This window comes from Natrinema longum, from assembly GCF_017352095.1.
GTDB lineage: Archaea > Halobacteriota > Halobacteria > Halobacteriales > Natrialbaceae > Natrinema > Natrinema longum.
The window spans coordinates 3,125,268-3,146,734 of record NZ_CP071463.1 but is presented as its reverse complement, the minus strand read 5'-3'; the positions used below and the strand labels follow the sequence as shown (position 1 = coordinate 3,146,734).

The 21,467-nt window shown below is 65.9% G+C and carries 20 protein-coding genes and 1 pseudogene; 8 read left to right on the top strand and 13 right to left on the bottom strand.

Annotated elements, in window-relative coordinates:
• The first annotated feature begins 58 nt into the window (after positions 1-58).
• A complete protein-coding gene (locus J0X27_RS15500) occupies positions 59-316 on the top strand; it encodes a hypothetical protein (RefSeq protein ID WP_207270046.1) in 258 nt (85 codons plus the stop codon).
• Positions 317-522: 206 nt separating this feature from the next.
• Positions 523-1,191, top strand: coding sequence for an NADPH-dependent F420 reductase (npdG, locus tag J0X27_RS15495; protein ID WP_207270045.1), 669 nt, complete (start codon positions 523-525; stop codon positions 1,189-1,191).
• A gap of 80 nt (positions 1,192-1,271) precedes the next feature.
• On the opposite strand, the gene J0X27_RS15490 is transcribed toward npdG, so the two are convergent.
• From J0X27_RS15490 to lrpA1, 4 genes are all read right to left on the bottom strand, one after another.
• Positions 1,272-2,183 carry a DMT family transporter gene (locus J0X27_RS15490; RefSeq protein WP_207270044.1) on the bottom strand — a complete coding sequence of 304 codons (912 nt, stop codon included), beginning with the start codon at positions 2,181-2,183 and terminating at the stop codon, positions 1,272-1,274.
• Between the two features lie 54 nt (positions 2,184-2,237).
• Complete coding sequence (locus J0X27_RS15485; protein ID WP_207270043.1) at positions 2,238-2,846, bottom strand: nitrous oxide reductase accessory protein NosL; 609 nt, start codon at positions 2,844-2,846, stop codon at positions 2,238-2,240.
• 89 nt (positions 2,847-2,935) lie between these two features.
• Entirely contained in the window at positions 2,936-3,415 is a 480-nt protein-coding gene (locus J0X27_RS15480) for an SRPBCC family protein (protein ID WP_207270042.1), read from the bottom strand.
• A 96-nt stretch (positions 3,416-3,511) separates the two neighbouring features.
• The gene (gene lrpA1 / locus J0X27_RS15475) at positions 3,512-3,940 is read right to left on the bottom strand and encodes an HTH-type transcriptional regulator LrpA1 (protein WP_097379803.1); all 429 of its coding nucleotides are present in this window, start codon (positions 3,938-3,940) and stop codon (positions 3,512-3,514) included.
• Between the two features lie 154 nt (positions 3,941-4,094).
• On the opposite strand from lrpA1, the gene J0X27_RS15470 reads away from it, so the two are divergent.
• The gene (locus J0X27_RS15470) at positions 4,095-4,409 is read left to right on the top strand and encodes a hypothetical protein (RefSeq protein ID WP_207270041.1); all 315 of its coding nucleotides are present in this window, start codon (positions 4,095-4,097) and stop codon (positions 4,407-4,409) included.
• A gap of 76 nt (positions 4,410-4,485) precedes the next feature.
• Entirely contained in the window at positions 4,486-5,655 is a 1,170-nt protein-coding gene (locus J0X27_RS15465) for a LolA family protein (protein ID WP_207270040.1), read from the top strand.
• 111 nt (positions 5,656-5,766) lie between these two features.
• Here J0X27_RS15465 and J0X27_RS15460 read toward each other — a convergent pair whose 3' ends face one another.
• Complete coding sequence (locus J0X27_RS15460; protein WP_097379805.1) at positions 5,767-6,702, bottom strand: thiamine pyrophosphate-dependent enzyme; 936 nt, start codon at positions 6,700-6,702, stop codon at positions 5,767-5,769.
• 2 nt (positions 6,703-6,704) lie between these two features.
• Positions 6,705-8,606: a 2-oxoacid:acceptor oxidoreductase subunit alpha gene (locus J0X27_RS15455; RefSeq protein ID WP_207270039.1), complete on the bottom strand. Its 1,902-nt coding sequence runs from the start codon at positions 8,604-8,606 to the stop codon at positions 6,705-6,707.
• 242 nt (positions 8,607-8,848) lie between these two features.
• Between J0X27_RS15455 and J0X27_RS15450 the strand changes: the two genes are divergently transcribed.
• The gene (locus J0X27_RS15450; protein ID WP_207270038.1) at positions 8,849-10,675 is read left to right on the top strand and encodes a 2-oxo acid dehydrogenase subunit E2; all 1,827 of its coding nucleotides are present in this window, start codon (positions 8,849-8,851) and stop codon (positions 10,673-10,675) included.
• A 30-nt stretch (positions 10,676-10,705) separates the two neighbouring features.
• On the opposite strand, the gene J0X27_RS15445 is transcribed toward J0X27_RS15450, so the two are convergent.
• The 5 genes and pseudogenes from J0X27_RS15445 to J0X27_RS15425 form a co-directional block, all read right to left on the bottom strand.
• Positions 10,706-11,215, bottom strand: a complete 510-nt coding sequence (locus tag J0X27_RS15445; RefSeq protein ID WP_207270037.1) for a VOC family protein — start codon at positions 11,213-11,215, stop codon at positions 10,706-10,708.
• A 67-nt stretch (positions 11,216-11,282) separates the two neighbouring features.
• Complete coding sequence (locus tag J0X27_RS15440) at positions 11,283-12,296, bottom strand: NAD(+)/NADH kinase (protein ID WP_207270036.1); 1,014 nt, start codon at positions 12,294-12,296, stop codon at positions 11,283-11,285.
• A 12-nt stretch (positions 12,297-12,308) separates the two neighbouring features.
• The gene (locus tag J0X27_RS15435; RefSeq protein ID WP_207270035.1) at positions 12,309-13,310 is read right to left on the bottom strand and encodes an alpha-ketoacid dehydrogenase subunit beta; all 1,002 of its coding nucleotides are present in this window, start codon (positions 13,308-13,310) and stop codon (positions 12,309-12,311) included.
• On the bottom strand, positions 13,307-14,353 hold the full coding sequence (locus tag J0X27_RS15430) for a thiamine pyrophosphate-dependent dehydrogenase E1 component subunit alpha (RefSeq protein ID WP_207270034.1): 1,047 nt from the start codon (positions 14,351-14,353) through the stop codon (positions 13,307-13,309). Before J0X27_RS15430 ends, J0X27_RS15435 begins: the two co-directional genes overlap by 4 nt.
• 240 nt (positions 14,354-14,593) lie before the next feature.
• Positions 14,594-14,815, bottom strand: a pseudogene (locus J0X27_RS15425) (histidinol-phosphatase); the annotation flags it as partial.
• A gap of 362 nt (positions 14,816-15,177) precedes the next feature.
• On the opposite strand from J0X27_RS15425, the gene J0X27_RS15420 reads away from it, so the two are divergent.
• The gene (locus J0X27_RS15420; protein WP_207270033.1) at positions 15,178-15,834 is read left to right on the top strand and encodes a lactate utilization protein; all 657 of its coding nucleotides are present in this window, start codon (positions 15,178-15,180) and stop codon (positions 15,832-15,834) included.
• Positions 15,835-15,963: 129 nt separating this feature from the next.
• Here the strand turns inward: J0X27_RS15420 and aroC are convergent, their stop codons facing one another.
• Positions 15,964-17,115, bottom strand: coding sequence for a chorismate synthase (aroC, locus tag J0X27_RS15415; protein ID WP_207270032.1), 1,152 nt, complete (start codon positions 17,113-17,115; stop codon positions 15,964-15,966).
• 238 nt (positions 17,116-17,353) lie between these two features.
• On the opposite strand from aroC, the gene J0X27_RS15410 reads away from it, so the two are divergent.
• Positions 17,354-18,187: a ZIP family metal transporter gene (locus J0X27_RS15410; protein ID WP_207270031.1), complete on the top strand. Its 834-nt coding sequence runs from the start codon at positions 17,354-17,356 to the stop codon at positions 18,185-18,187.
• 256 nt (positions 18,188-18,443) lie between these two features.
• Here the strand turns inward: J0X27_RS15410 and J0X27_RS15405 are convergent, their stop codons facing one another.
• Entirely contained in the window at positions 18,444-19,631 is a 1,188-nt protein-coding gene (locus tag J0X27_RS15405) for an MFS transporter (protein ID WP_224214549.1), read from the bottom strand.
• A gap of 255 nt (positions 19,632-19,886) precedes the next feature.
• Here J0X27_RS15405 and J0X27_RS15400 point away from each other — a divergent pair, with 255 nt between their 5' ends.
• A complete protein-coding gene (locus J0X27_RS15400) occupies positions 19,887-21,461 on the top strand; it encodes a class I adenylate-forming enzyme family protein (RefSeq protein ID WP_207270030.1) in 1,575 nt (524 codons plus the stop codon).
• Positions 21,462-21,467: the final 6 nt, after the last annotated feature.

Here is a 21,467-nt window from a genome sequence, read left to right as displayed (position 1 = left end):
TCGGCGACGTGGCGTCTCCCGGCCAGTCGTTGATGCGTCTGCTCCGTGACCGTCCGGTATGACCGAGCCCACCCTTGGGGACGTCGAACGCGCCCTCGATCGTGCCGCCGACCTCGAGACCGCTGAGGCAGTCTCGGTGTTGCGAACGGCCCGACAGGACGTCCGGGATCTGGCGAACAACCCTGACGTGGACGAGGAGCGGCGACAGGAACTGGAAACTCGACTCGAGCAGCGGATCCGCGAGGTCAAGCAGCGCGACGCCTACGACAGCGGGCTGGGGTCGGCGATGAACCCGGCCGAGGACGACGCCCCCTAATAGCGGTCCGAACGGCGGCTAACGGCGTCGCCCACGGTCGCGAACGCTGGACACCATCGCATGATGGGGCTCCGGCGGGCGGAGAGACACGTCGTTCGACGTGTCCGTCTCCGTGACCGGCGGTCCACTGTCGATTCCGTCGGAGGAGCCGGCGATATCGGCCGATCTCCGGCCCCTTTATTCGGGTGCCGTCCCGAGGGGGACGTATGCGAATTGCACTACTTGGCGGCACTGGCGACATCGGCGAAGGACTCGCACTTCGGTTCGCACGCGACACGAGCCACGAGATCCTCATCGGCTCGAGGGATCCCGAGAAGGCCCGCGACGCGGTCGCGGAGTACGAGGACGAACTCGAGACGCGCGGTGCCCAGGCGGAGATCAAGGGCTTCGGAAACGAGATGGCGGCCGACCGCGCCGACGTGGTCGTCCTCAGCGTCCCGCCGTACTACGCCGGCGACACCGTCGAGGCGGTCGCCGACAGCCTCGATGCCGACTCGATTCTGGTCACCCCTGCGGTCGGCATGCAGGGCGACGAGGACGGACTCCACTACCACCCGCCCGACGCCGGGAGCGTCACCCAGCTCGTCGCCGGGCGGGCTCCCGACGACGTACCGGTCGTCGGTGCCTTCCACAACCTCGCGGCCGACGCCTTATCGAATCTGGACAACGACCTGGACCTCGACACGCTCGTCGTCGCCGACGACGACGATGCCAAAGAAACCGTCCTGTCGGTCGCAAACGAGATCGAGGGGCTGCGCGCACTCGAAGCCGGGCCACTCGCCAACGCCGCCGAAGTCGAGAGTGTCACGCCGCTGGTCATCAACATCGCGAAGTACAACGAGGGGATGCACGACGTCGGCGTGAAGTGGATCTAGTGGCGGTCCACGCCCCCACTGGGGGGTCGAATCCGGCGGTGCGTGCCCCACCGACCCCGCAGTCGACGGGTAGAACGGGACTAGGACCGACTCACGTCGACGCCTCGCGATGACTCCCGCTCGAGCGTCGTCACGGCGATTCCCACGATCACGACGACCCCGCCGATCACCGTGATCGCGTCGGGGACCTCCGAGAGCAAGACGAGCGCGAGGAGGGTCGCACCGACGGGCTCGCCCAGCCAGGCGACGCTGACGACGACCGACTCGAGGTGCTCGAGGGCCCAGTTACTCACCGTATGGCCGACGATGCCGGGGCCGACGGCCAGGCCGAGAAAGAGCAGCCACTCGCGGAGGGAGTAGCCGACGTAGGAATGGCCCTGGACGCCGACGAGGAGGAACAGCGTGACGACGCAGACGCCGTAGACGACGGTCACGTAGGGCAACACGGGAACGCGCTGGCGGATCGAACGACCGGCCAGGACGTAGCCGGCGACGGTTATCGCGCCGAGTACCGCGAGCGCGTTCCCACGGAGCGTCACGTCGGCGAGGCCGCTCCGCCCGACGCTCCCCAGCGACATCGCGGTGGCTCCGACGATCGTGACAGCGATCCCCGCGACCGTCCCGCGGCCGATCCGCTCGCCGAGGAACAGTCCCGCCCCGAGCGCCACGAAAATCGGCTGACTCTGGACGAGCGTGACGCTCGCGGCGACGGTCGTCCGCTCGAGGCTCGCGAACCAGGCCGCGAAGTGGACGGCCAGTGCGACGCCGGCGAGGACGGCCCCCGCGAGGTCGCGACGCGAGAGGGCAGCGAAGGCCCCGCGGTGACGGGTGACGGCGAGCGGGGCGACGAGTACCGTCGTAAAGAGCACGCGATAGAGAGCCGCGACCGAACTGGGGGCGTCGCTCCAGCGGACCAGAATCGCGCTCGTGCTCGTCGCGACCACCGCGACGGCGAGCGCGAGCGTCGGCGTGGCCTCGAAATCGACGGTCACATCGGTGTCGACGGGGCCGGGAAACTAAACGGATTCCGAAACGAAGCAGGCACCCTACTCGTCGGGCAGCCGCGTCCCGCGGTAGATCGACGCGAGTTCGAGGTCGACGTCGTCCAGACCGACGATGATGTCCTCCTCGGGCGAGAGGTCCTCGGCCTCCCACCCCTCGAGGAAGGCGACGGCATCCTCGCGGGCGGCGTAGGGACGGGGATCGATCCCCATCGGGTCCTCCGCCGCTTCCTTGTCGGTGATGAGAACGAAGTGGGCCTCGGTCGCGTCGATAAGGTCAGCGGTCTCGTAGTCGGTCGTCCAGGCACCGGCGATCGGCGAGTCCGGCGTCGACGATACTTTGTAGGCGAACAGACACCCCGGCGAGTCGAAGACGGCCGCCAGCCCGTTTTCGTGGACGAGCTGGCCCTTGCCGTAGTACTTGGTCGCTGGCATCCCACAGACCGCACAGCGGTGCCCCTCGGGAAACTCGAATGGACCGTCCTCGACGTTCTCGATCGTGGGCTCGTACACTTGCGGTGGCGGCTCGTCGTCGGTGTCGCCGTTCCCGTCGTTCCCAGGTCGGACACCGCCCAGACAGCCCGCGATACCCGTGGCCACGCCGACCCCGAGCGCACCCAGTAGCCCCCGCCGCTCGAGTTCGTCGTCACTCATACCCGCCTCTAGGGCACCACCGATCAAAACCGACCTGGTTCAGCTATCGAATGCGACGGTCCGTGCATCGGCTCCCGGCTCCGGATCGGCTACTCGAGGCGCGATTTCGCGAGGCGATGACGACGCCGGAACATGGCCTCGAAACCGACCTTCGACAGCGGTGCGACCGCGTCGCCGAGTCCGCCAAGCGGCAGTTCGTACTCGACACGGTCGTGGATCACCGTCCGGTCGCCGTCGGCGTGGAACGTGTGGGTGTGTACCCAGTGGTCGAACGGGCCGTGAACCATCTCGTCGCGGAAGTACGCCGAGCCATCGTCGCGCTCGCGGGCCGTGATCACCGACGTCCAGTGCTGGCGCGGTCCCACGCCGAACGGGCGGATCGACAGCGCGATTTCCGACCCGGGCTCGAGCACGTCCGGGTCCGACTCGCCCTCGGAGCCGATCACGCGCTCGACCCGCAGCCCCATCCAGTCGGGCGTTACCGCCTCGAGCCCCGAAATTCGGGAGTTGAACGCCCAGACGTCTTCGAACGGCGAGTCGACGGTCGTTTCGCGTTCGTAGGTCGGCATGACGTGGTCTCCTAGGGCGGCCAACGTGAAAACATGGGTCCCAAACGGCGAACGCCACGGACCCGAACCCCGGTGGCGACGGAGAGTCCCGAGTACCTACTTCAGCCGCTCTTGCAGGAAAGACGGGTGAGCCGCAGTGACACCGTCGATCTCGAGCAACTCGTCGGAGATGATCTCGCCAAGCGAGTCGCCGTCTTCGGCGCGCACTTCGGCCATCAGCATGTGGTCACCGCTGGAACTGTACAGTGCTTCGACCTCCGCGAGATCCTTGATCGCCTGTGTCGCCTCGACGTAGCGTTCGCTCGCGACGTCGAGTCCGACCAGCGCGATCGTCTGGCTCGAGAGCTTTTTCGGGTCCACGTCGGCCGAGTAGCCGACGATGACGCCCTCCTCCTCGAGTTGATTGATGTATTTTCGGACCGTCGGTTTCGAGACGTTCGCCCGCTCGGCGATCTCGGCGTAGGACGCCTGTGCGTCCTCCTCGAGGACTTCGAGGATACGATCTTCCGTCGCCTGGGTACTCATGAGAGTATGTTTTGCTCCGGCGGAAAAATATCTTTTGTATCCGAAAACGACGGATATCCGAACGGAAGCGCGCTGAGACGGCCGTCTCGAGGGTCGGATACCGACAGTCGTAACCGCCGGACTTATCGCTCGCTGGGGCCTGTTCGGACACTGAATGGTCGATCCGAATCTCGTTAGCGGTGCCGTCTGGATGATCTGTGGATTCGCGATCGTGGGTCTGGGCTGGCTCATCGCGGTCCGTGGCCGAGTGGAACTACACGCGAACTACGACGAGTCGGTCGACCCGACGTACGCCGCTCGGTGGGCCGGCGGGACGGGCCTGCTCATGGGGGTGCTCGTCGTGGCGTATGGCGTCCGCGAGATGCGCTACGGCTTCGAACCGCGCCTGCTCGCCGGGCTGATCGTTGCCCTGCTCGTCCTGAGCTACGTTTCGAAACTGTTCGCCGGCGGATTCGGTAGCCGTGAGTAGTTGACGCACGATCTCGGCGGCGGCGGTATCGAACGGACCGATATATTAAATTTACACGATAGGTGAGTGAGAATACATGTTTGTCGGCGATCGAGACGGCCGCTCCGTCCTCTCGGTTCTAGCGCTCGCGGTCGTCCTCCTGACGGCAGGCTGTGTCTCCGTGCCGAGTGCTGGTCCCGATCCAGCCACCCTCGAGGACGAGGTCGCCGCGGCCGCCCCGCCCGACGAGGTCACTGCGACGGTCGTCAGTACCCGGACGGTCGACGGTGAAACGATCCGAACTACCGAGGCGGTCTGGCTCCGTGCGGATGGACGGAGTCGGATCGAGACGGAATCGAGCGGGGTCGGTACGGTCATCGTCGACGACGAGACCCAGCGCTGGCACTACGATGTCACTCACGACTGGGTGACTCGGCTCGAGACCGACCCGACCGCGCTGTCGATCCTCGAAGGGCTGTACGTCCAGCAGCAACGATACCTCGAGGCGTACGAGATGACGGCGGTCGAGGAGGAAGCGGTCGATGGCCGGGACACTTACCACGTCACGTTCGACCCGCCGGCGAACGAGACGATCGAACGATCGATCAGCGTATCGATCGAGGATACGGAGTACGTCATCCCGCTGGCGACCAGCGACGTCGAACACGCCGAACGCGGGGCCGATCGCGTGGAGGTCTGGTACGATCAGGAGACGCTGTTCCCGGTCAAACAGACGATCGAGGGCGACGGTGTCGTACTGGAACGAACCTACCGAAACCTCTCGATCGACGGTGGAATCGACGACGAGCGGTTCGACTTCGATCCCGCGGCCGTGGGCGGCACCGAGACCGACGTCGAGTCGATCGCACTGCCATCGATCGACGACTACGAAACCCTCACAGCGGCCGACGAAGCCGTTCCGTTCACGGTTGCCGAACCGCCGGCGGGCGCGCTGCCAGCAGGCGTCGAACTCGATTCGATCACGGGATACGAGTTCCCGGACGAGAATCGAACGCAGGTGTCGCTCCAGTACCGGACTGCGGACGACGAGACGGTGTCGGTCACCACGAGCGACGGCCCGCGTCGGTTCGCGGTCGGCGGCGAGGCGGTCCCGGTCGGAACTGCCAGGGGAACGATCGCCGAAACCGAGGAGGGGACGGAACTGCAGTGGTCGTGTGGGGGCTCGTACTACTCGGTTTTCGTCGAGGACAGCTTCGACGACGGAACGGCAGTCACGGTCGGTGAATCCCTCGATCTCGACTGTTGACTGGTATCAACTATCGTCTCACCGTAGAACGAAACGAAAAACGGCTGACGACAGTCGGGCCGAGACGGCGACCGACTGCCGGCTATGGGACTCGCGAATCGGTTCGCGAGATCAAGTGTGACGCTCGAGTAAGTCGTAGCTGCGCTCCCACTCGGCGTCGTCGTCGAAGTACCGTTCGGCGAGGGGCTGGTCGGGCAACTCGCCGACGGCGGACTTCTCTGCCTGGTAGGATGGTCGGTCCTCGTCGACGTAGTAGCGGCCGGTCAGGACGGTCCCTTCGTTGAGGACGTCCTCGGTCTCGTGCATCATTTCCGCGGCCTCGCGCCGGTCGGTGACGTCGTGGTCGTAGTCGTCGGATTCCTGAATGTCGATGTAGGGGACGTACTGCCGGGCGTCCTTGTTCCAGGTCGGACACTGGGTCAGGAAGTCGACGTGGGCGAAGCCGTCGTGTTCGATGGCTTCCGCGATGATCTCCTTGGCCTGGTTCGGGTTGACGGCGGCGGTGCGGGCGACGTAGCTCGCACCGGCGGTCAGCGACAGGGACAGTGGCCGCAGCGGCGTCTTCGCGCTGCCGGATGGCTGGGTCTTGGACTTGTGACCCTTCGGGCTCGTGGGCGAGGTCTGGCCCTTCGTCAGGCCGAAGATCTCGTTGTTGAACACGATGTAGGTCATGTCGTGGTTCTCCCGGGCCGTGTGGATGAAGTGGTTCCCACCGATCCCGTAGCCGTCGCCGTCACCGCCCGCGGCGATGACCTCGAGGTCGGTGTTCGCCAGTTTGGCGGCACGGGCCACGGGCAGCGAGCGCCCGTGGATCGTGTGGAAGCCGTAGGTATCCAGATAGCTGTTCAGTTTGCCCGAACAGCCGATCCCGGTGACGGTCAGTACTTCTTCGGGCGTCTTGCCGACCTCCGGCAGGGCCTGTTTCAGGGACTTCAGGACGCCGAAGTCGCCACAGCCCGGACACCAGGTCGGCTGGGGTTCGACGCCGGGCGTGAACTCGTCCCGGTCGATCTCCCGTTCCTCTCCGATCGCGTTGAATGCACTCATAGTCAGTCACCTGCTGCGGGTTCGATTCGTACCTGTGCGGTCGGTTCGCGGTCCTCGTCGGCGAGGTTGACCTCGTAGCCCTCGACGATCTCGGCGGGTTCGAACGGGTTGCCGTTGTACTTCAGCAGGCTGGTCATCTTCTCGCCGAAGCGACCCAGTTCCTTCTGGATCAGCCCGCGGAACTGCGCGGTGGCGTTCATCTCGACGACCATCGCCTCGTCGACGCTCTGGAGGAACTCGGTCACCTCGGTCTCGGGGAACGGCATCATGTCGGAGACGCCGATGCCTTTCACCGAGTGGCCGTTCTCGTTGAGTCGCTCGACGGCCTCGCGGACGGCACCTTGCGAGGAGCCCCACGTGATGATTCCATACTCGGCCGTCTCGTCGCCGAAGTAGGTCTGGTTCGACTCGTGTTCCTCGTCGAGGTCCTCGCGGATGGAGTCGAGCTTCTCGATGCGACGGGTCATCTGTGCGACGCGGTTGTCGGGATCCTCGCTGATGTGGCCGACGGGCGAGTGTTCGTTCCCGGTCGCGAGGTAGCGACCGCCCTTCTGGCCGGGTAACGACCGCGGGGCGACGTTGTTTTCGGCGTCCGCGTAGTTGAACCGCTTGAACTTGCCGCTCGCGTCGTGGGCCGCTTCCGCGAGCTCGTCCTCGGTCAGCGTCGCTCCCAGATCGGGTTCGGGCTCGCGGTCGAAGAACTCGACGTCGACGTTCTTGTTCTCGCCGGAGAGTTTCTGGTCGTAGATGATGATCGACGGGATCTGGTAATCCCACGCGATCTCGAAGGCGAGTCGTGTCTGTTCGTAGGCTTCCTCGATGTTGCCCGGAGCGAAGACGACCCGCGAGGAGTCACCCTGACTCGTGTAGAGGACGAACTCGAGGTCGCCCTGTTCGGGTTTCGTCGGCATTCCGGTCGAGGGGCCGGCTCGCATCGACTCGACGAGAACCAGCGGCGTCTCGGTCATTTCGGCGAGGCCGAGCGGTTCGCTCATGAGCGCGAAGCCACCGCCCGAAGAGCCGGACATGGCCTTGGCACCCGCGTGGCTCGCACCGAGGGCGAGCGCGGCAGCGGCGATTTCGTCTTCGACCTGCTCGGAGACGCCGCCCATGTCGGGGAAGTTCTGGGCGAGGATGGTGAACACGTCCGTCCACGGCGTCATCGGATAGCCGGCGATGAACCGACAGCCGGCGTCGATGGCACCGTAGGCGATCGCGTTCGAACCCGACAGCAGCGCCTGTTCGGTCTCGTGAGAGCCCGTGGGGGCGCGCAGTTCGTGCTCGAACTCGTACTCCTCGTTGATCGTCTCGTAGGCCTCGTGGAGGATCTCGAGGTTCGCCTCGAGAACGTCTCCACCCATGGCGTCGGACATCAGGTCCTCGATGTGCTCGAGGTCCATCTCGAGCAGCGCCGCCGTCACGCCGACGCCGGCGGTGTTGCGCATGACCTCGCGACCGTGTTCCCGTGCGAGGGACCGAAGGTCCATCGGGAAGACGTGCCAGTCGTTCTCCTCGGCACGCTCGTGGAGGTCGATCGCCTCGACGTCTTCCTCGCTGATGAGCCCCTCGTCGTAGACGATGATGCCGCCCTCGCGGAGATCGTCGAGATTCTCCGAGAGGGGTTTGACCTCTTCGTTGCCGTAGTAGGCGTCTTCCTGGGGATTGCGGGCGAAGGAGTCGCCCAGCGAGAGCAGGAAGTTGTAGCCGTCACCACGTGACTGTACCTCGTGGTCTGCGGCCCGGATTTCGACGTAGGTGTGGCCACCGCGGATCCGCGACGGATAGTGGCGGTGTGTAAACACGTCGAGTCCCGAGCGCATCAGCGCCTTGGCAAAGTTCTGGCTCGTCGAGTCGATCCCGTCGCCGGAACCGCCCGCGATTCGCCAGATGAGTTCGTCGCTCATAGGTGGATCAGTGGCCGGTGGGCCAACCGTACCCGGAATTTCGGACCACCGGGCCTAAAGCCTTTGCTATAGATTACCAAGGATCTTTCGTGAAGAATGGACATCCATTGAAGAATATGTATGGAAGATCATTACTATTGGAGCGAAACGTGTTTATAATTGTCCGCATTCGTCCGGCCCGCTCACGTCCCAGCGGTTCGACCGGCGATACCTTTTATACTCTTTTCATGCTACTCCATCGCATGGGTTACATCGTTCGGATGCCGAAACTCGGGCTCGAGATGGAACGCGGGACGCTCCTCGAGTGGGCGATCGACGAGGGCGACTCGATCTCCGAAGGAGAGCGGATCGCCGAAGTCGAGTCCGAAAAGAGTATCGCGGAGGTCGAGGCTCGCGAAGACGGGGTGTTGCGACGGACCTACCTCGAGGCCGACGAGACGGTCCCGCCGGGGACGCCCATCGGGATCGTCGCGGCGGCCGAGGTCGACATCGACGATCTCGAGGCCGAAGCGACGGCTGACCTCGAGGGCAACGTCGAAGTTGCCGACGAGGCCGAACCCGAACCGGAACCGGACGAGCGCGCGACCGACGCGGCCGCAAGCGGACGCGAAGCCAGTGCCGGAAGCGAGGCGACGGGCGACGTTAGAGCCTCTCCCCGCGCACGGGACCGGGCGGCGGAACTGGACGTCGAGTTGGCGGCCGTCGAGGGAACCGGCTATCAGGGATCGATCACCGAGGACGACGTCGAACGAGCGGCCAGCGAGGGTGCGGGCGCTGGTGAGCCGGACGCGTCGCCGCGAGCGCGCAGCCGTGCCGACGAACTCGGCGTCGACCTCGCGAGCGTCGATGGAACTGGCTATCAGGGATCGATCACCGAGGACGACGTCGAGGCGGCCGCGGCCGAGACCGGTGGGACGAGCCGGACGGTCGCGGACGAACGGCCGTTCAGCGGGATGCGCCAAACGATCGCCGCCCGCTTGAGCGAGAGCTATCGCGAGGCCGTCCACGTGACCGTCCACCGCGAGGCCGACGCCGAGGCGCTGCTAGCTGCCGCCGCCGCCGCGGACGAAGCCCTCGAGACCGACGTGTCGGTCCAGGACGTCCTCCTCCGGGTCGTCTCGGCGACGCTCGCGGACCACCCCGCGTTCAACGCGACGTTCGAAGACGACGTCCACCATCTCTGGGAGGAACACAACATCGGGATCGCCGTCGACATCGAACAGGGACTGATCGCGCCGGTGCTCCCGGACGTCGAGAGCAAGTCGCTGACGGAACTCGCCGACGAGCGACGAGCCCTCGTCGACCGCGCGACGAGCGGCGACTACACGATGGACGATCTGCAGGGCGGGACGTTCACCGTGACCAATCTCGGCGTCCTCGGCGTCGAGGCGTTCGATCCGATCATCAACCCGCCACAGGTCGCCATCCTCGGCGTCGACGCCATCGCCGAGCAGCCGACCCGCGGCGACGACGGCCTCGAGTGGCGACGGCACCTTCCCTTCGATCTGACGTTCGACCACCGGGTCGTCGACGGCGCGGACGCCGCCCGCGTCCTCGAGACGCTCGTCGACCACGTCGAGAATCCGTGGCCGCTCCTTCCCGAGGACGTCGCCACGGCGGCGGATCGAACGGGCGAACGCGGGACCACTGGTGAAGCCGAGACGGAGATGCCCGGCCGGTCGGTCACCGCCACGAACGCCGACGGGATGCGGGGTCGTATCGAGGCCGGCTCCTTCGAGTGGGCCTACGACGAACCCGAATCCAGCGGGGGTACCGAGACCGGCCCGACTCCGGTCGACGTCGCCCTCGGCGGTCTCGCCTCGTGTCTCTCGCTGAGTACCAGATTCCAGGCGAGCAAACGCGACATGTCGGTCGACGAGATCCGAGTCGACGTGGACGCGACGCCCGAAGAGGGGACAGTCGAGGAGATCGCGGCGACGATCCGGCTCGCAACCGACGCGGACGACGAGACGATCGACCGGCTCGTCGACCTCGGCGAACGGGGCTGTCACGTCTCGCAAATGCTTCGAGAGGATCTGGAACTCGACCTCTCCTGGGAGCGGCTCTGAAATCGCGGGGACGGCCCGTGTGGCGGGCCGTTACTCCGGGTACGTCCGGTCCGGTCCCGGCATCGCGTCGACGTTCGCCGCGGTCTCGAAGATCGCGCCGTTGAGTTCGTCGGCGGTATCGAAGTACCAGAACTCGGTGCCGCCGTAGTTGCCGCTCTGGATGACCGGCAGTCCGGCGTCTTCGAACTCCTCGACGACGGCGTGGGGATCGTCGAAGGCGAAACAGGCGACGTGGTGGAGCCCTTCGCCGTGGTCCTCGAGGTGGGCCGTATAGATGCTCGGCCCCTCGAGGGGTTCGATCAGCTCGATCATCGTCTCGCCGAGTTGGGTGAGCGCGAGCACCATCGAATACTCGTGGGACTCGCCGCGGTAGGTCCGGTCGGTGAGCGTCGGCGGCTCGAACCGGTACACCTCCCACGGGCCGACCCCGAGGATCGATCCGAACCGATCCATCCCGTCGTCGATATCCTCGACGACGAACGCGACCTGAGACAACTCCGGAATCTCGACGTCTACTTGTGGAATGGTATCGTTCACCATTGTAACGACCGCCGCTACCACGACGTCGAAGTAGTACTTTGTGTCGGCTGGATGTGGCCGACGTTCCCTAGCGCTCGTCGATCCCGGCAGCCTCGAAGCCGCCGACCCGTGCGCCCGCCTCGAGGGTCGCGTCGACATCGACGAGTCGCGGGCCCTCCGGGATCGGCGTCAACTCGACCGTCGCGTCCGTGAGTTCGAGTTCGCGCTCGCCGTCGGCACCGACGACCCCGTCGGGGACGTCGAACGAGACGGACTCGCCCGGCTCGAGCCGGTCGCACGACGTGACACCGATCGTCGCCGTGACCCCCGGCGCGACGATCGCGCGGACGGATCGGGGCGCGTCTGCCGGCTCGGCGAGGCGAACGGCGACGCCACCGGGCTCGGCGGGCGCAAGCGGCTCGAGGCTGCCTGCGACGGCCGGCAGCCCGATGTCGCCAGGATGCGCCTGCGAAACGACCCCGCCGCGGAGATCGGTCGGGTCGAGCAGCGCACGGGTCCCGATGAACGACCGCGAGGAGACCTCGACGGCCGCGAGCCCCGTCAGCCGTCGCTCGCCGGTCGGCGTCTCGGCGCGCGCCTCGACCATCCCGTGTCGCGTGGTCACCGTTTCGGCCGGGACCGTCCCGGTCGCGATGAGCGCTGCCGCCGCACCCGCGACGGTGCCGTCGACGGCCGACGGGACGACGTTGTTCGTCCCCGTCGAGACCGCGACCAGCGGGACGTCGCCGAGTTCGAGCGCGGCGTCGCAGGTCGTCCCGTCGCCGCCGAGGACGACAGCGACATCAGCCGCGTCCCGAAATCGGGCCGCCGCTCGACGGGTGTCTTTCGCACTCTCCTCGATCGGTATCTCGAGCCTCGTTGCCTCGATGTCAGCGGGAGCCTCCGTGACCGCGTGGTCGGCGATTCCCGTCCGGTCGGGCATGATCGAGACCTCGAGGGGCTCGCCCGCGACGGTCAGCCCGTCACAGACGCACTCGGCGACCCGGCGCTTCGCGTAGTTGTCGACGACGCTCGCGCCGCCGGTGAGCCGGCGGATGTCGCGGCCTGCAGCGGGATTGACGAGCAGTCCGATAGTCGCCACGTGGTGACCCCGCTATGCGATCCGCTCGATCGCGGCTCTGACGTCGTCGTCGTCGGGCAGGACCTCCTGCTCGAGTGGCGGACTAAACGGAATGTGCGTGTCCGGCGTGCCGACCCGCTGGATCGGCGCGTCGAGGCTGAAGAACGCCTCCTCCTGGACGCGTGCGACGATCTCCGCGTGGGTGCCATACGAGAGCGGGCTCTCGTCGGCGACGACCAGCCGACCCGTCTTCTCGACGCTCTCGACGATCGTCTCGGTATCGAGCGGGTACAGCGAGCGCGGGTCGATGACCTCGACGCTGACGTCCCCCTCGAGCGAGTCGGCTACGCCGAGGGACTCGCCGACGAGTCGCTGGGTAGCGACGACGGTGACATCATCGCCCTCACGCTCGACGGCCGCCTCGCCGATCGGGACCGTGAAGTCCTCGTCGGTCGGGACTTCGCCCGACTGCTCGTAGATCATCTTGTTCTCGAAGACGAACACGGGGTCGTCAGACCGGATGGCCGCCTTCGTCAGCCCCTTGGCGCTCGCGGCGGTTCCCGGCGCAACGGCCTTCAGCCCCGGGAAGTGTGCGATCCAGGTGTGGACCGTCCCCGAGTGCTGGCTGGCAGCGCCCATCCCGCCGCCCTCGGTGGTCCGGACGGTGACCGGCAGTTCGGCCTTCCCGCCGAACATGTAGTGCATCTTCGCCATCTGATTCATGATCTGTTCCATCGCGACGCCCGCGAAGTCCGAGAACATGAGTTCGACGACCGGCCGCGTGCCGGTCGCCGCCGCGCCGGTCGCCGCGCCCATGAAGCCGGCCTCGCTGATCGGCGTGTCCCGGACCCGTTCCTCGCCGAACTCCTCGAAGAGGCCGCTGGTCACCTCGAGGACGCCGCCGAAGAGACCGACGTCTTCGCCCATCAGGTAGACGTCCTCGTCGCGCTGGAGTTCTTCGCGGAGCGCCTGGCGGATCGCCTCCCGTACGGTCATCGTCTCGGTCTCGAGTTCGAGTTCTGCCTGTGCCGTCATCGGTGGTCACCTCCGTTCGCTCCGCCGTCGGTACGCGCGACGTTCGCAAAGCGGTCGAGCTCCGGCGGCCGGTCGGCGAACACGTCCTCGTAGGCCGCGGTCGGGTCCGGCGAGTCCGTCTCCTGTGCGTACTCGACGGCGTTTTCGATCGTCGCCTCGGCGTCGGATCGGAGTTCGTCGAACTCCTCGTCGGTTAGCTCGCCACGCTCGATCAGTCGATCTTTGAACGATTCGATCGGATCGCGGTCCTTCCAGCGTTCGATCTCGTCCTCGTCGCGGTAGGGTTCCTCGTCGCCCTCGTAGTGACCGCGGTAGCGGTACGTCTGGGCCTCGACCATCGTCGGCCCGTCGCCGGCACGGGCCCGTTCTCGGGCCTCAGCGACTGCCTCCGCGACGGCAGTGATGTCCATGCCGTCGACGGTCACGCCGGGGATGTCGTAGGCCTGTGCCGTGTCGCTCAGGTTCTCGAGGTTGTGTTGTTTCTCGACCGGGGTTCCCTCCCCGTAGTGGTTGTTCTCGACGACGAAGATCGCCGGCAGGTCCCAGGTCGAAGCGAGGTTGATCGCTTCGTGGACCTGCCCCTGGGCGACGGCCCCGTCACCGAGGAAGCCGACCGCGACCTGATCGCGGTCCTGATAGTCGATCGACAGGGCCGCACCGGTCGCCAGCGGCGGCCCGGCACCGACGATGCCGTTCGCGCCGAGCATCCCGGCGTCGACGTCGGCGATGTGCATCGAACCACCCTTGCCGTTGCAGTAGCCCTCGGCCTTGCCGTAGAGCTCTGCCATCATGTATTTCGGGTCCAGCCCCTTCGCGATACAGTGGCCGTGACCGCGATGCGTGCTCGCGATGTAGTCGTCGGAGTCGAGCGACGCACAGGCACCGACGCCGACCGCCTCCTCCCCGATATAGAGGTGGACGAACCCCGGTATTTCGCCGTCAGCGAACCGATCACCTGCCTCCTCGTCGAACGCCCGGATGGTTACCATCCGGCGCAACGCCTCTCGCCGGCCGTCCGCACTGTCGAGGTCAAAATCTGCCATGAGCCATCTTGAGATACGATACCGTTCCACATATATCTAGCATTTATAACTTGGTTGTACCACTCGATGAACGATCTAGGAAACGTGGAGTTCATCGGTCAGAACGTGTCGTGATCGACGGCAACCGGTCGGCTCGTCACGCCATCCTCGCTACGGTGCCTGCCGACCGCTGTCCGACGTGATCGGGTCGCGGTTCGCTCTCACAGTTGCCGTTCGCGCCGCGCATTCCCGCGAGGACCGCTCGAGTCCGTCGGGAAAAACCGGCTCGAGCCCCAGTACGGCGACGAAGTCGGCGAGAAAGTCGGCCCGGTCGGGAAGTTCGCTCGGATGATGGAAGTCAGTGCCGACAGTCACGGCGACGTCGTGGTCACGGAGCACGGTCAGGAACGGCTCGGCCGGATGGACGACCGTGGCGTCGATCAGCGCCCGCCCGGCGTTGATCTCGGGGACCGTCCGGGAGTTGAACGTCCTCTCGCGTGGCCCGAAAAAACGAGGAGTGGTTCACTCCGAAGCCACGCCTGTGGAAACTGCGACCACTGTGGATTCCGTTATCGTATCTGCAAGTCGCGTCGTCGAAACAGGAAGCCTGCCCTCGAGGAGCCTGCGAAGCAGGCGAGTAGAGCGGGGTAGTTCACTCGTTTTGCTCGCGGAACGCGTCCGAACCGTGGGATTCGCGGGCGGTGAGACGGTGTTTTTCGTTCCCGTTAGACGAGGTGAATAGTTCGCTGAATGGAGGAAGTAACACCGGTGTAATCAGCTAACCCTGGTATCCGCGAGCGCTTAAGTCGGTCTCAGCCCCAGACGAATGTACGGATACAGCACAAATGTCACAGCAAAAATCAGATTACGTAGCCGATACCGAGATCGACGCAGCGCTCGACGACCTCCCGACCGATGCGGCCATCGAGGAGACCGTGGCAAACCTCGAGGCCAACGGCTTCGAGGTCGTCGTCGCCGACTCGGCCGAGGACGCCCTGACGACGCTGCAGTCGCATATCCCCGCCGACGCGTCGGTGATGAACGGCCATTCCACGACGCTCGAAGAGATCGGCTTCGTCGACTACCTGTCCGAGGGCGACCACGAGTGGGAGAGCCTGGCGGACGAGATCTGGAGTATCGACGACGATGCGAAACGCCAGGCCGCTCGTCGAGAGTCACAGACTGCCGACTACTTCCTCGGCGGTATCAACGCGATCGCCCAGACCGGTGCACTCGTCGCGGCCGACCGCTCGGGCAGTCGGATCGGCGCGTACCCCTTCGCCGCGAGCAACGTCGTGATCGTCAGCGGCGTGAACAAGATCGTGCCGACGCTCGACGATGCACTCGACCGCCTCGAGTCGGTGGCCTACCCCCTCGAGAACGAACGAGCAAAGGAGGCCTATGGCGTCGAGTCCGCGATCGCCAAGCAGCTCATCTTCCGGCAGGAACTCGAGGACGGTCGGACGACCGTCGTCCTGATCCGCGATCAGCTGGGATACTAACGCGGTCGCGCTCGGGAGACGGATCGCTGCAGTGTAGAGACATCATCCGAGACGATTCAGTGGTTCCAACACGTCCCTACCGTATCCATCCAAGAATCGAACGGACGGGATAGCGTACTGACTGGCGAGTTACTCGTTTCGCGGACTGCTCGGGTGGTAGTCCGTATCGTACTCGCCGGGCTGGTCGTCGACGCGGTCGGGGTTGATCCGGCCCGACAGGAGCATGAAGTCGACCAGGGTCAGGGCGAGCATCGCCTCGACGACAGGAACGCCTCGTGGCGGCAGGACGGGATCGTGACGGCCGATGACCTGTTCCTCTTTGAGCTCGCCGGTCTCCCAGTCGGCGGTCTGCTGGGACTTGGGGATCGAGGTCGGCGCGTGAAGCGTCACTTCCCCATAGATCGGCTCGCCGGAGCTGATCCCGCCCTGGATGCCGCCGTGGTCGTTCTCGACGGGCGTCGGATTTCCGTCGTCGTCGAACTCCCAGTCGTCGTTTCGCTCCTTGCCGGTCCACTCGGCGGCCTCGGTCCCGAGGCCGAACTCGAAGGCCGTCGTCGCCGGCACCGACATCATCGCCTGGCCAAGCCGGGCCGACAGCGAGTCGAACCGAGGTGCGCCGAGGCCGACGGGGACGCCCCGGGCTTCGAAGTAGATGCTGCCGCCGATCGAGTCGCCCTCCTCCTGGTACTCCGCGATCCGCTCTTGCATTCGCTCGGCGCTCTCGGGGTGGGCACAGCGCACGTCGTTCTCCTCGGAGTGTTCGACGATTTCCTCGAAACTCACGTCCGGCGCTTCGATGTCGCCGATCCGGTTGACGTGGGCCTTGAGTTCGATTCCCTCGCGGGCGAGGAGCTTCTTCGCGATCGCACCGGCCGCGACCCAGTTGACGGTCTCGCGAGCCGACGAGCGGCCGCCACCGCCCCAATTGCGCGTGCCGAACTTCGCGGAGTAGGTGAAGTCGCCGTGGCTCGGCCGGGGTGCAGTGATGAACGGCTCGTACTTGCCCGAGCGGGCGTCCTTGTTCTGGATGATCAGCCCGATCGGCGTCCCCGTCGTGTAGCCGTCCTGAATCCCCGACTTGATCGAGACGGCGTCGGGTTCGCCGCGGCTGGTGGTGATCATCGACTGGCCCGGCTTGCGCCGATCCAGGTCCTCCTGAATGTCCTCCGCGGAGAGCTCGAGGCCGGCCGGACAGCCCGAGACGGTACAGCCCATCGCCTCCCCGTGGCTCTCGCCGAACGTGGTCACCTGAAAGAGGCGACCGAAGCGGTTGCCGTTCATTACCACGTGGTCGGGGACGCGGACACTTAGCGGTGCAGGATTCACGACCGGGGGTCAGCAGTCCCTCGAGAGCACTGGGCCCGTCGCCAGCAGCGAAACGTTCCGCGGCAGTTCGGTCGTTCCCGAAACCGACCGTCGCGTGTCGTGGGTTTATTTGTCAGTCGTGACTGTATCCCACGACAATGGTTCGAGCGAAGGGACGACGCGATGCCGTCTCACCGAGGAGAGGGATCGAATCGTGGTTTCGGTAGTCGAACTGTTCGTTCGGGTCGCCGGCGAAGATCCAGTGATCCAGGGACTCGTGGGTGGGATCGTTATCGCGACCCTGAACCTCTTTGGCGCGTCGCTGGTACTCGTGTGGCGGGACCCCTCCGAGCGTGCACTCGACGGCGCGCTCGGGTTCGCGGCCGGCGTGATGCTCGCCGCAGCGTTCACGAGTCTCATCATCCCGGGTATCGAGCAGTACTCCGGGGGGAATCCGATACCCACGCTCGTCGGCGTCGCACTGGGCGCGGCCTTTCTCGACCGGGCCGACGGGATCGTCCCACACGCACACTATCTGTTGACCGGGAGCAAGCGACCGGACGAAGCCAACCCCAGCACGTCTCTGCCACTCGATAACGAGCGGCTGACGCCCGTCGTCCTGTTCATTCTGGCGATTACGCTCCACAATATGCCCGAGGGATTGGCCGTGGGCGTCGGCTTTGGCTCCGGCAACATCGAGAACGCGATCCCGCTCATGATCGCGATCGGCATCCAAAACGTTCCCGAAGGGCTCGCCGTCTCGGTGGCCGCGATCAACGCCGGTCTGGATCGTCGCTTCTACGCGGCCTTTGCGGGGGTGCGCTCGGGAATCGTCGAAATCCCGCTCGCGGTCGTAGGCGCGCTGGCAGTCAGCGTCGCCGAGCCCATCCTTCCCTACGCGATGGGGTTCGCCGCGGGCGCGATGCTCTTCGTGATCTCCGACGAGATCATCCCCGAAACCCACACCCGCGGATACGAGCGAATCGCCACACTCGGGTTGATGGCCGGTACCATCGTGATGCTCTACCTCGATGTGAGTCTTGGGTAGTCGACGACGGAGGGAGGACCGGGTCACAGCGACTCGAGGTCGATCGCCCCGACCGCCCGTAGTCGGGGAACAGACACCCTTCTTCGGACAGTCGGCATCTGAGCCGCGACTCGAACTCGGGGCGCATCGTCGACGCATGGATCCGATCGAGATAACGTCACGGGCCTCGAGGGCGTCAGACGGTCTCCTGTCCGTCAGTGCCGGTGGGACCGCGCTGTCCTGCGGTCCCACCGGGACATCGGGACGGCAAACCGTATCAGGAGGCGGTCGTTCCGGCGACTGTCGCCCAGAAGGCGACGACGGTCACGCCGAACGTGAGCACCAGGGCGGCGGTGTACCCGCCCGTGTAAGCGATGCTCGCGGCACCGAGCGGTGGCATGGCCAGTGCGCTGCTCCCGATCGCGACGTTGAACACGCCGATGATCGCGGTGTCCCTCTCGGGGCCGTATATCCCCATGAGCACGGGGATGTACAACGTCGCACACCCGCCCAATCCGAGTCCGATCAGGAAGATCCCCGCTGCGAGCGCCGGGAGCTGTGGCACGAACAACAGGGCGATTCCGACGGCCGAACACGCGATCGAGCCGAGGAAGGCCCGCTCGGAGCTGACGAAATCCGTGAGATAGCCGCTCCCGATCCGCGAGATAATACTCACGCCGCCGATCAGCCCGAACGCCGCCGCGGCGTTTGGCTCCGTCAACCCACGGGACGCAAACAGGTCGACCGCGTACGCGGCGAGGAGCTGATACCAGGCGAACGCCAGCCCGATCCCGACGAACAACAGTTGGAACGTCCGCGTTCCGAGCAATCCGCCGACCCACTCGAGGAGGTCGCCGACGGTCGCGGCTGCCTGATCGGCCCACTGCGGCCGTCGACACGTGACGCCGGCGAGGGCAAACGCGATCGCGGTCGCAGTCATGACGAGCAGAAAGCCCCGATCGACGCCGAACTGCGTGAGGACGTACTGCCAGACGGGGGGCAGAACGGCCAGACCGAGCCCGTTCCCCACGAAGATGAGTCCAGTCGCGGCACCGCGGCGGGCCTCGAACCAGCGGGGAACGATCGACGCGAGCAGGACGAACACCGATCCCAGGGCGAGGCCGAGGACTGCAAAGACGACCGTCAGTCCCAACTGTGAGTCGACGACGTACAGCGACGGTGCGATCAGTCCGGTCGCTGCCGCACACGCTAGGAGGACGGCTCGAGCCGGCAGGCGCGCGGCGAACACGCCGACGGCTCCCGAGCCCATAAAGAAGGTAAACAACATCACGGAGAAGACACTCGAGAGCGCGACCGGCGAAACCCCGATGGCGTCACTGAACGGCTGCCGAAACACCCCATACGAGAACGGCGTTCCGAACGTAAACACCATCGCGACCGCACCGACGAACGCCACGACCCAGCTGCGACGGCTATCGGGGACCTCTCCGAGAGCGGCAGGCACGGGAACGCGTAGCTCGTAAGCCGGTGAAAACGTTCTGATTCGGCGTGGATTCGACTGGACCGAGACGGACCACTGGGAGTCAGCGACGGTGTAACCGCCAGACGGTTCGCGGTATCCCGGTACATCGGTACAGGAGACCGTATGAGTCCCCGATTACTCGTCCGTTCCGCTGTCCGGTCGGCCGAACCGGCCCTCGTTTCAGTCGGTAGTTGTCCGTGAGGAACACTTTTACCGTGGCTCTCGGTATCACGAATCATGGATCTGGATGCCATCGATCGCTCCGCACGAAACGGAAACGTCGCGAAGCTGTTCGACCAGACCGCGGCCCGCCACGGGGACGCACAGGCGATGGAACACCACGGGCGGCGCTGGACGCACGAGGAGGTGCGCGACTGGACCGCCGAACTCGCCGGTGGCTTCCACGAGATCGGCCTCGAGCCCGGCGATCGACTCCTGCTCTTCCTGCCGAACTGTCCGCAGTATCTGGTCGCGTCGATCGGGGCGTTCAAAGCCGGCGTGGTGATCTCGCCGGTCAACCCACAGTACAAGCGCCGCGAGGTGGCCTACCAGCTCGAGGACACGGAGGCGAAAGCGATCGTCACCCATCCGGCCCTGCGGGAGGTGGTCGACGAGGCGACCGAGGACGCCGGGATGGATCCCGAGGTGATCACGATCCAGAGCGAGGAGTGGCCCCGAGACCCAGCGGACCACGCCTTCGAGGAGTTACGGGGCGAGCCGACGCTGGTCGAGCGGGCCGACGACGACGTGGCGCTGTTGCCCTACACGTCGGGAACGACCGGCGATCCGAAGGGCGTCCAGCTCACCCACAGCAATACGCGAGCCCAGCTCATGTGGCCCTTGACGGCGTCCAACGTCGACGTCGACCCCGAAGACGTCCGCAGTCTCACCTGGCTCCCGCTGTACCACATCACCGGCTTCACCCACACCGCGCTCCAGCCGCTGGTCGGCGGCGGCCGGCTCTACTTCCGCAGCGCGCTCGAGTGGGACGCCCAGGAGTGCATGCAACTCATCGAGGACGAGTGGATCACCCACTTCGTCGGCGTGACGACGATGTACGCCGACATGGTCGAGGCCGACGACTTCGGCGAGTACGATCTCAGCAGCCTCGAGTCGGCCTCCGAGGGCGGTGCGAAGCTCTCGGCTGCGGTCCAGGAGCGATTCGAGGAGACCGCCGGCGTGGACATCTCGGAGGGGTACGGCCTCACCGAGACCCACGGTGCCACCCATACGCAAATGGGGTCGAGCTTCGGGCTGCAACACGGGACGATCGGCCAGCCGCTCCGAATGACCGACTGCAAGATCGTCGACGATTCGGGCGAGGAAGTCGCCCCCGGCGAGGAGGGGGAACTCCTCGTCCGCGGCCCACAGGTGATGAAAGGCTACCACGACATGCCCGATGCCACGGACGCCGCGTTCACCGAGACCGGCTACTTTCGGACCGGCGACGTCGCCCGTCGCGATCGGGACAACTACTACGAGATCGTCGACCGGAAGAAACACGTTATCGTCTCCGGCGGGTACAACGTCTACCCCAGCGAACTCGAGGGGCTCCTCCTCGAGCACGAGGCCGTCGCGGACGCCGCCGTCGTCGGGGTTCCCGACGAGCGGCGCAACGAGGTGCCGAAGGCGTTCGTCGTTCCCGCGCCGGGCGTCGAACCCGGCAGCGACGTGACGAGCGAGGCGCTCACGGAGTTCTGTCTCGAGGAGGTCGCCAGCTACAAACACCCCCGCGAGATCGAGTTCATCGAGGACCTCCCGCGGACGACCAGCGGGAAGGTCCAGAAGTACAAACTCGAGGACGAGGCCTAACGCCGG

Coding starts and splice junctions, on each gene's coding strand:
- J0X27_RS15500 (WP_207270046.1), top strand. CDS start 59: ATGACCGAGCCCACCCTTGGGGACGTCGAACGCGCCCTCGATCGTGCC.
- npdG (WP_207270045.1), top strand. CDS start 523: ATGCGAATTGCACTACTTGGCGGCACTGGCGACATCGGCGAAGGACTC.
- J0X27_RS15485 (WP_207270043.1), bottom strand. CDS start 2,846: ATGAGTGACGACGAACTCGAGCGGCGGGGGCTACTGGGTGCGCTCGGG.
- J0X27_RS15480 (WP_207270042.1), bottom strand. CDS start 3,415: ATGCCGACCTACGAACGCGAAACGACCGTCGACTCGCCGTTCGAAGAC.
- lrpA1 (WP_097379803.1), bottom strand. CDS start 3,940: ATGAGTACCCAGGCGACGGAAGATCGTATCCTCGAAGTCCTCGAGGAG.
- J0X27_RS15470 (WP_207270041.1), top strand. CDS start 4,095: ATGGTCGATCCGAATCTCGTTAGCGGTGCCGTCTGGATGATCTGTGGA.
- J0X27_RS15465 (WP_207270040.1), top strand. CDS start 4,486: ATGTTTGTCGGCGATCGAGACGGCCGCTCCGTCCTCTCGGTTCTAGCG.
- J0X27_RS15460 (WP_097379805.1), bottom strand. CDS start 6,702: ATGAGTGCATTCAACGCGATCGGAGAGGAACGGGAGATCGACCGGGAC.
- J0X27_RS15455 (WP_207270039.1), bottom strand. CDS start 8,606: ATGAGCGACGAACTCATCTGGCGAATCGCGGGCGGTTCCGGCGACGGG.
- J0X27_RS15450 (WP_207270038.1), top strand. CDS start 8,849: ATGGGTTACATCGTTCGGATGCCGAAACTCGGGCTCGAGATGGAACGC.
- J0X27_RS15445 (WP_207270037.1), bottom strand. CDS start 11,215: ATGGTGAACGATACCATTCCACAAGTAGACGTCGAGATTCCGGAGTTG.
- J0X27_RS15435 (WP_207270035.1), bottom strand. CDS start 13,310: ATGACGGCACAGGCAGAACTCGAACTCGAGACCGAGACGATGACCGTA.
- J0X27_RS15430 (WP_207270034.1), bottom strand. CDS start 14,353: ATGGCAGATTTTGACCTCGACAGTGCGGACGGCCGGCGAGAGGCGTTG.
- J0X27_RS15420 (WP_207270033.1), top strand. CDS start 15,178: ATGTCACAGCAAAAATCAGATTACGTAGCCGATACCGAGATCGACGCA.
- aroC (WP_207270032.1), bottom strand. CDS start 17,115: ATGAACGGCAACCGCTTCGGTCGCCTCTTTCAGGTGACCACGTTCGGC.
- J0X27_RS15400 (WP_207270030.1), top strand. CDS start 19,887: ATGGATCTGGATGCCATCGATCGCTCCGCACGAAACGGAAACGTCGCG.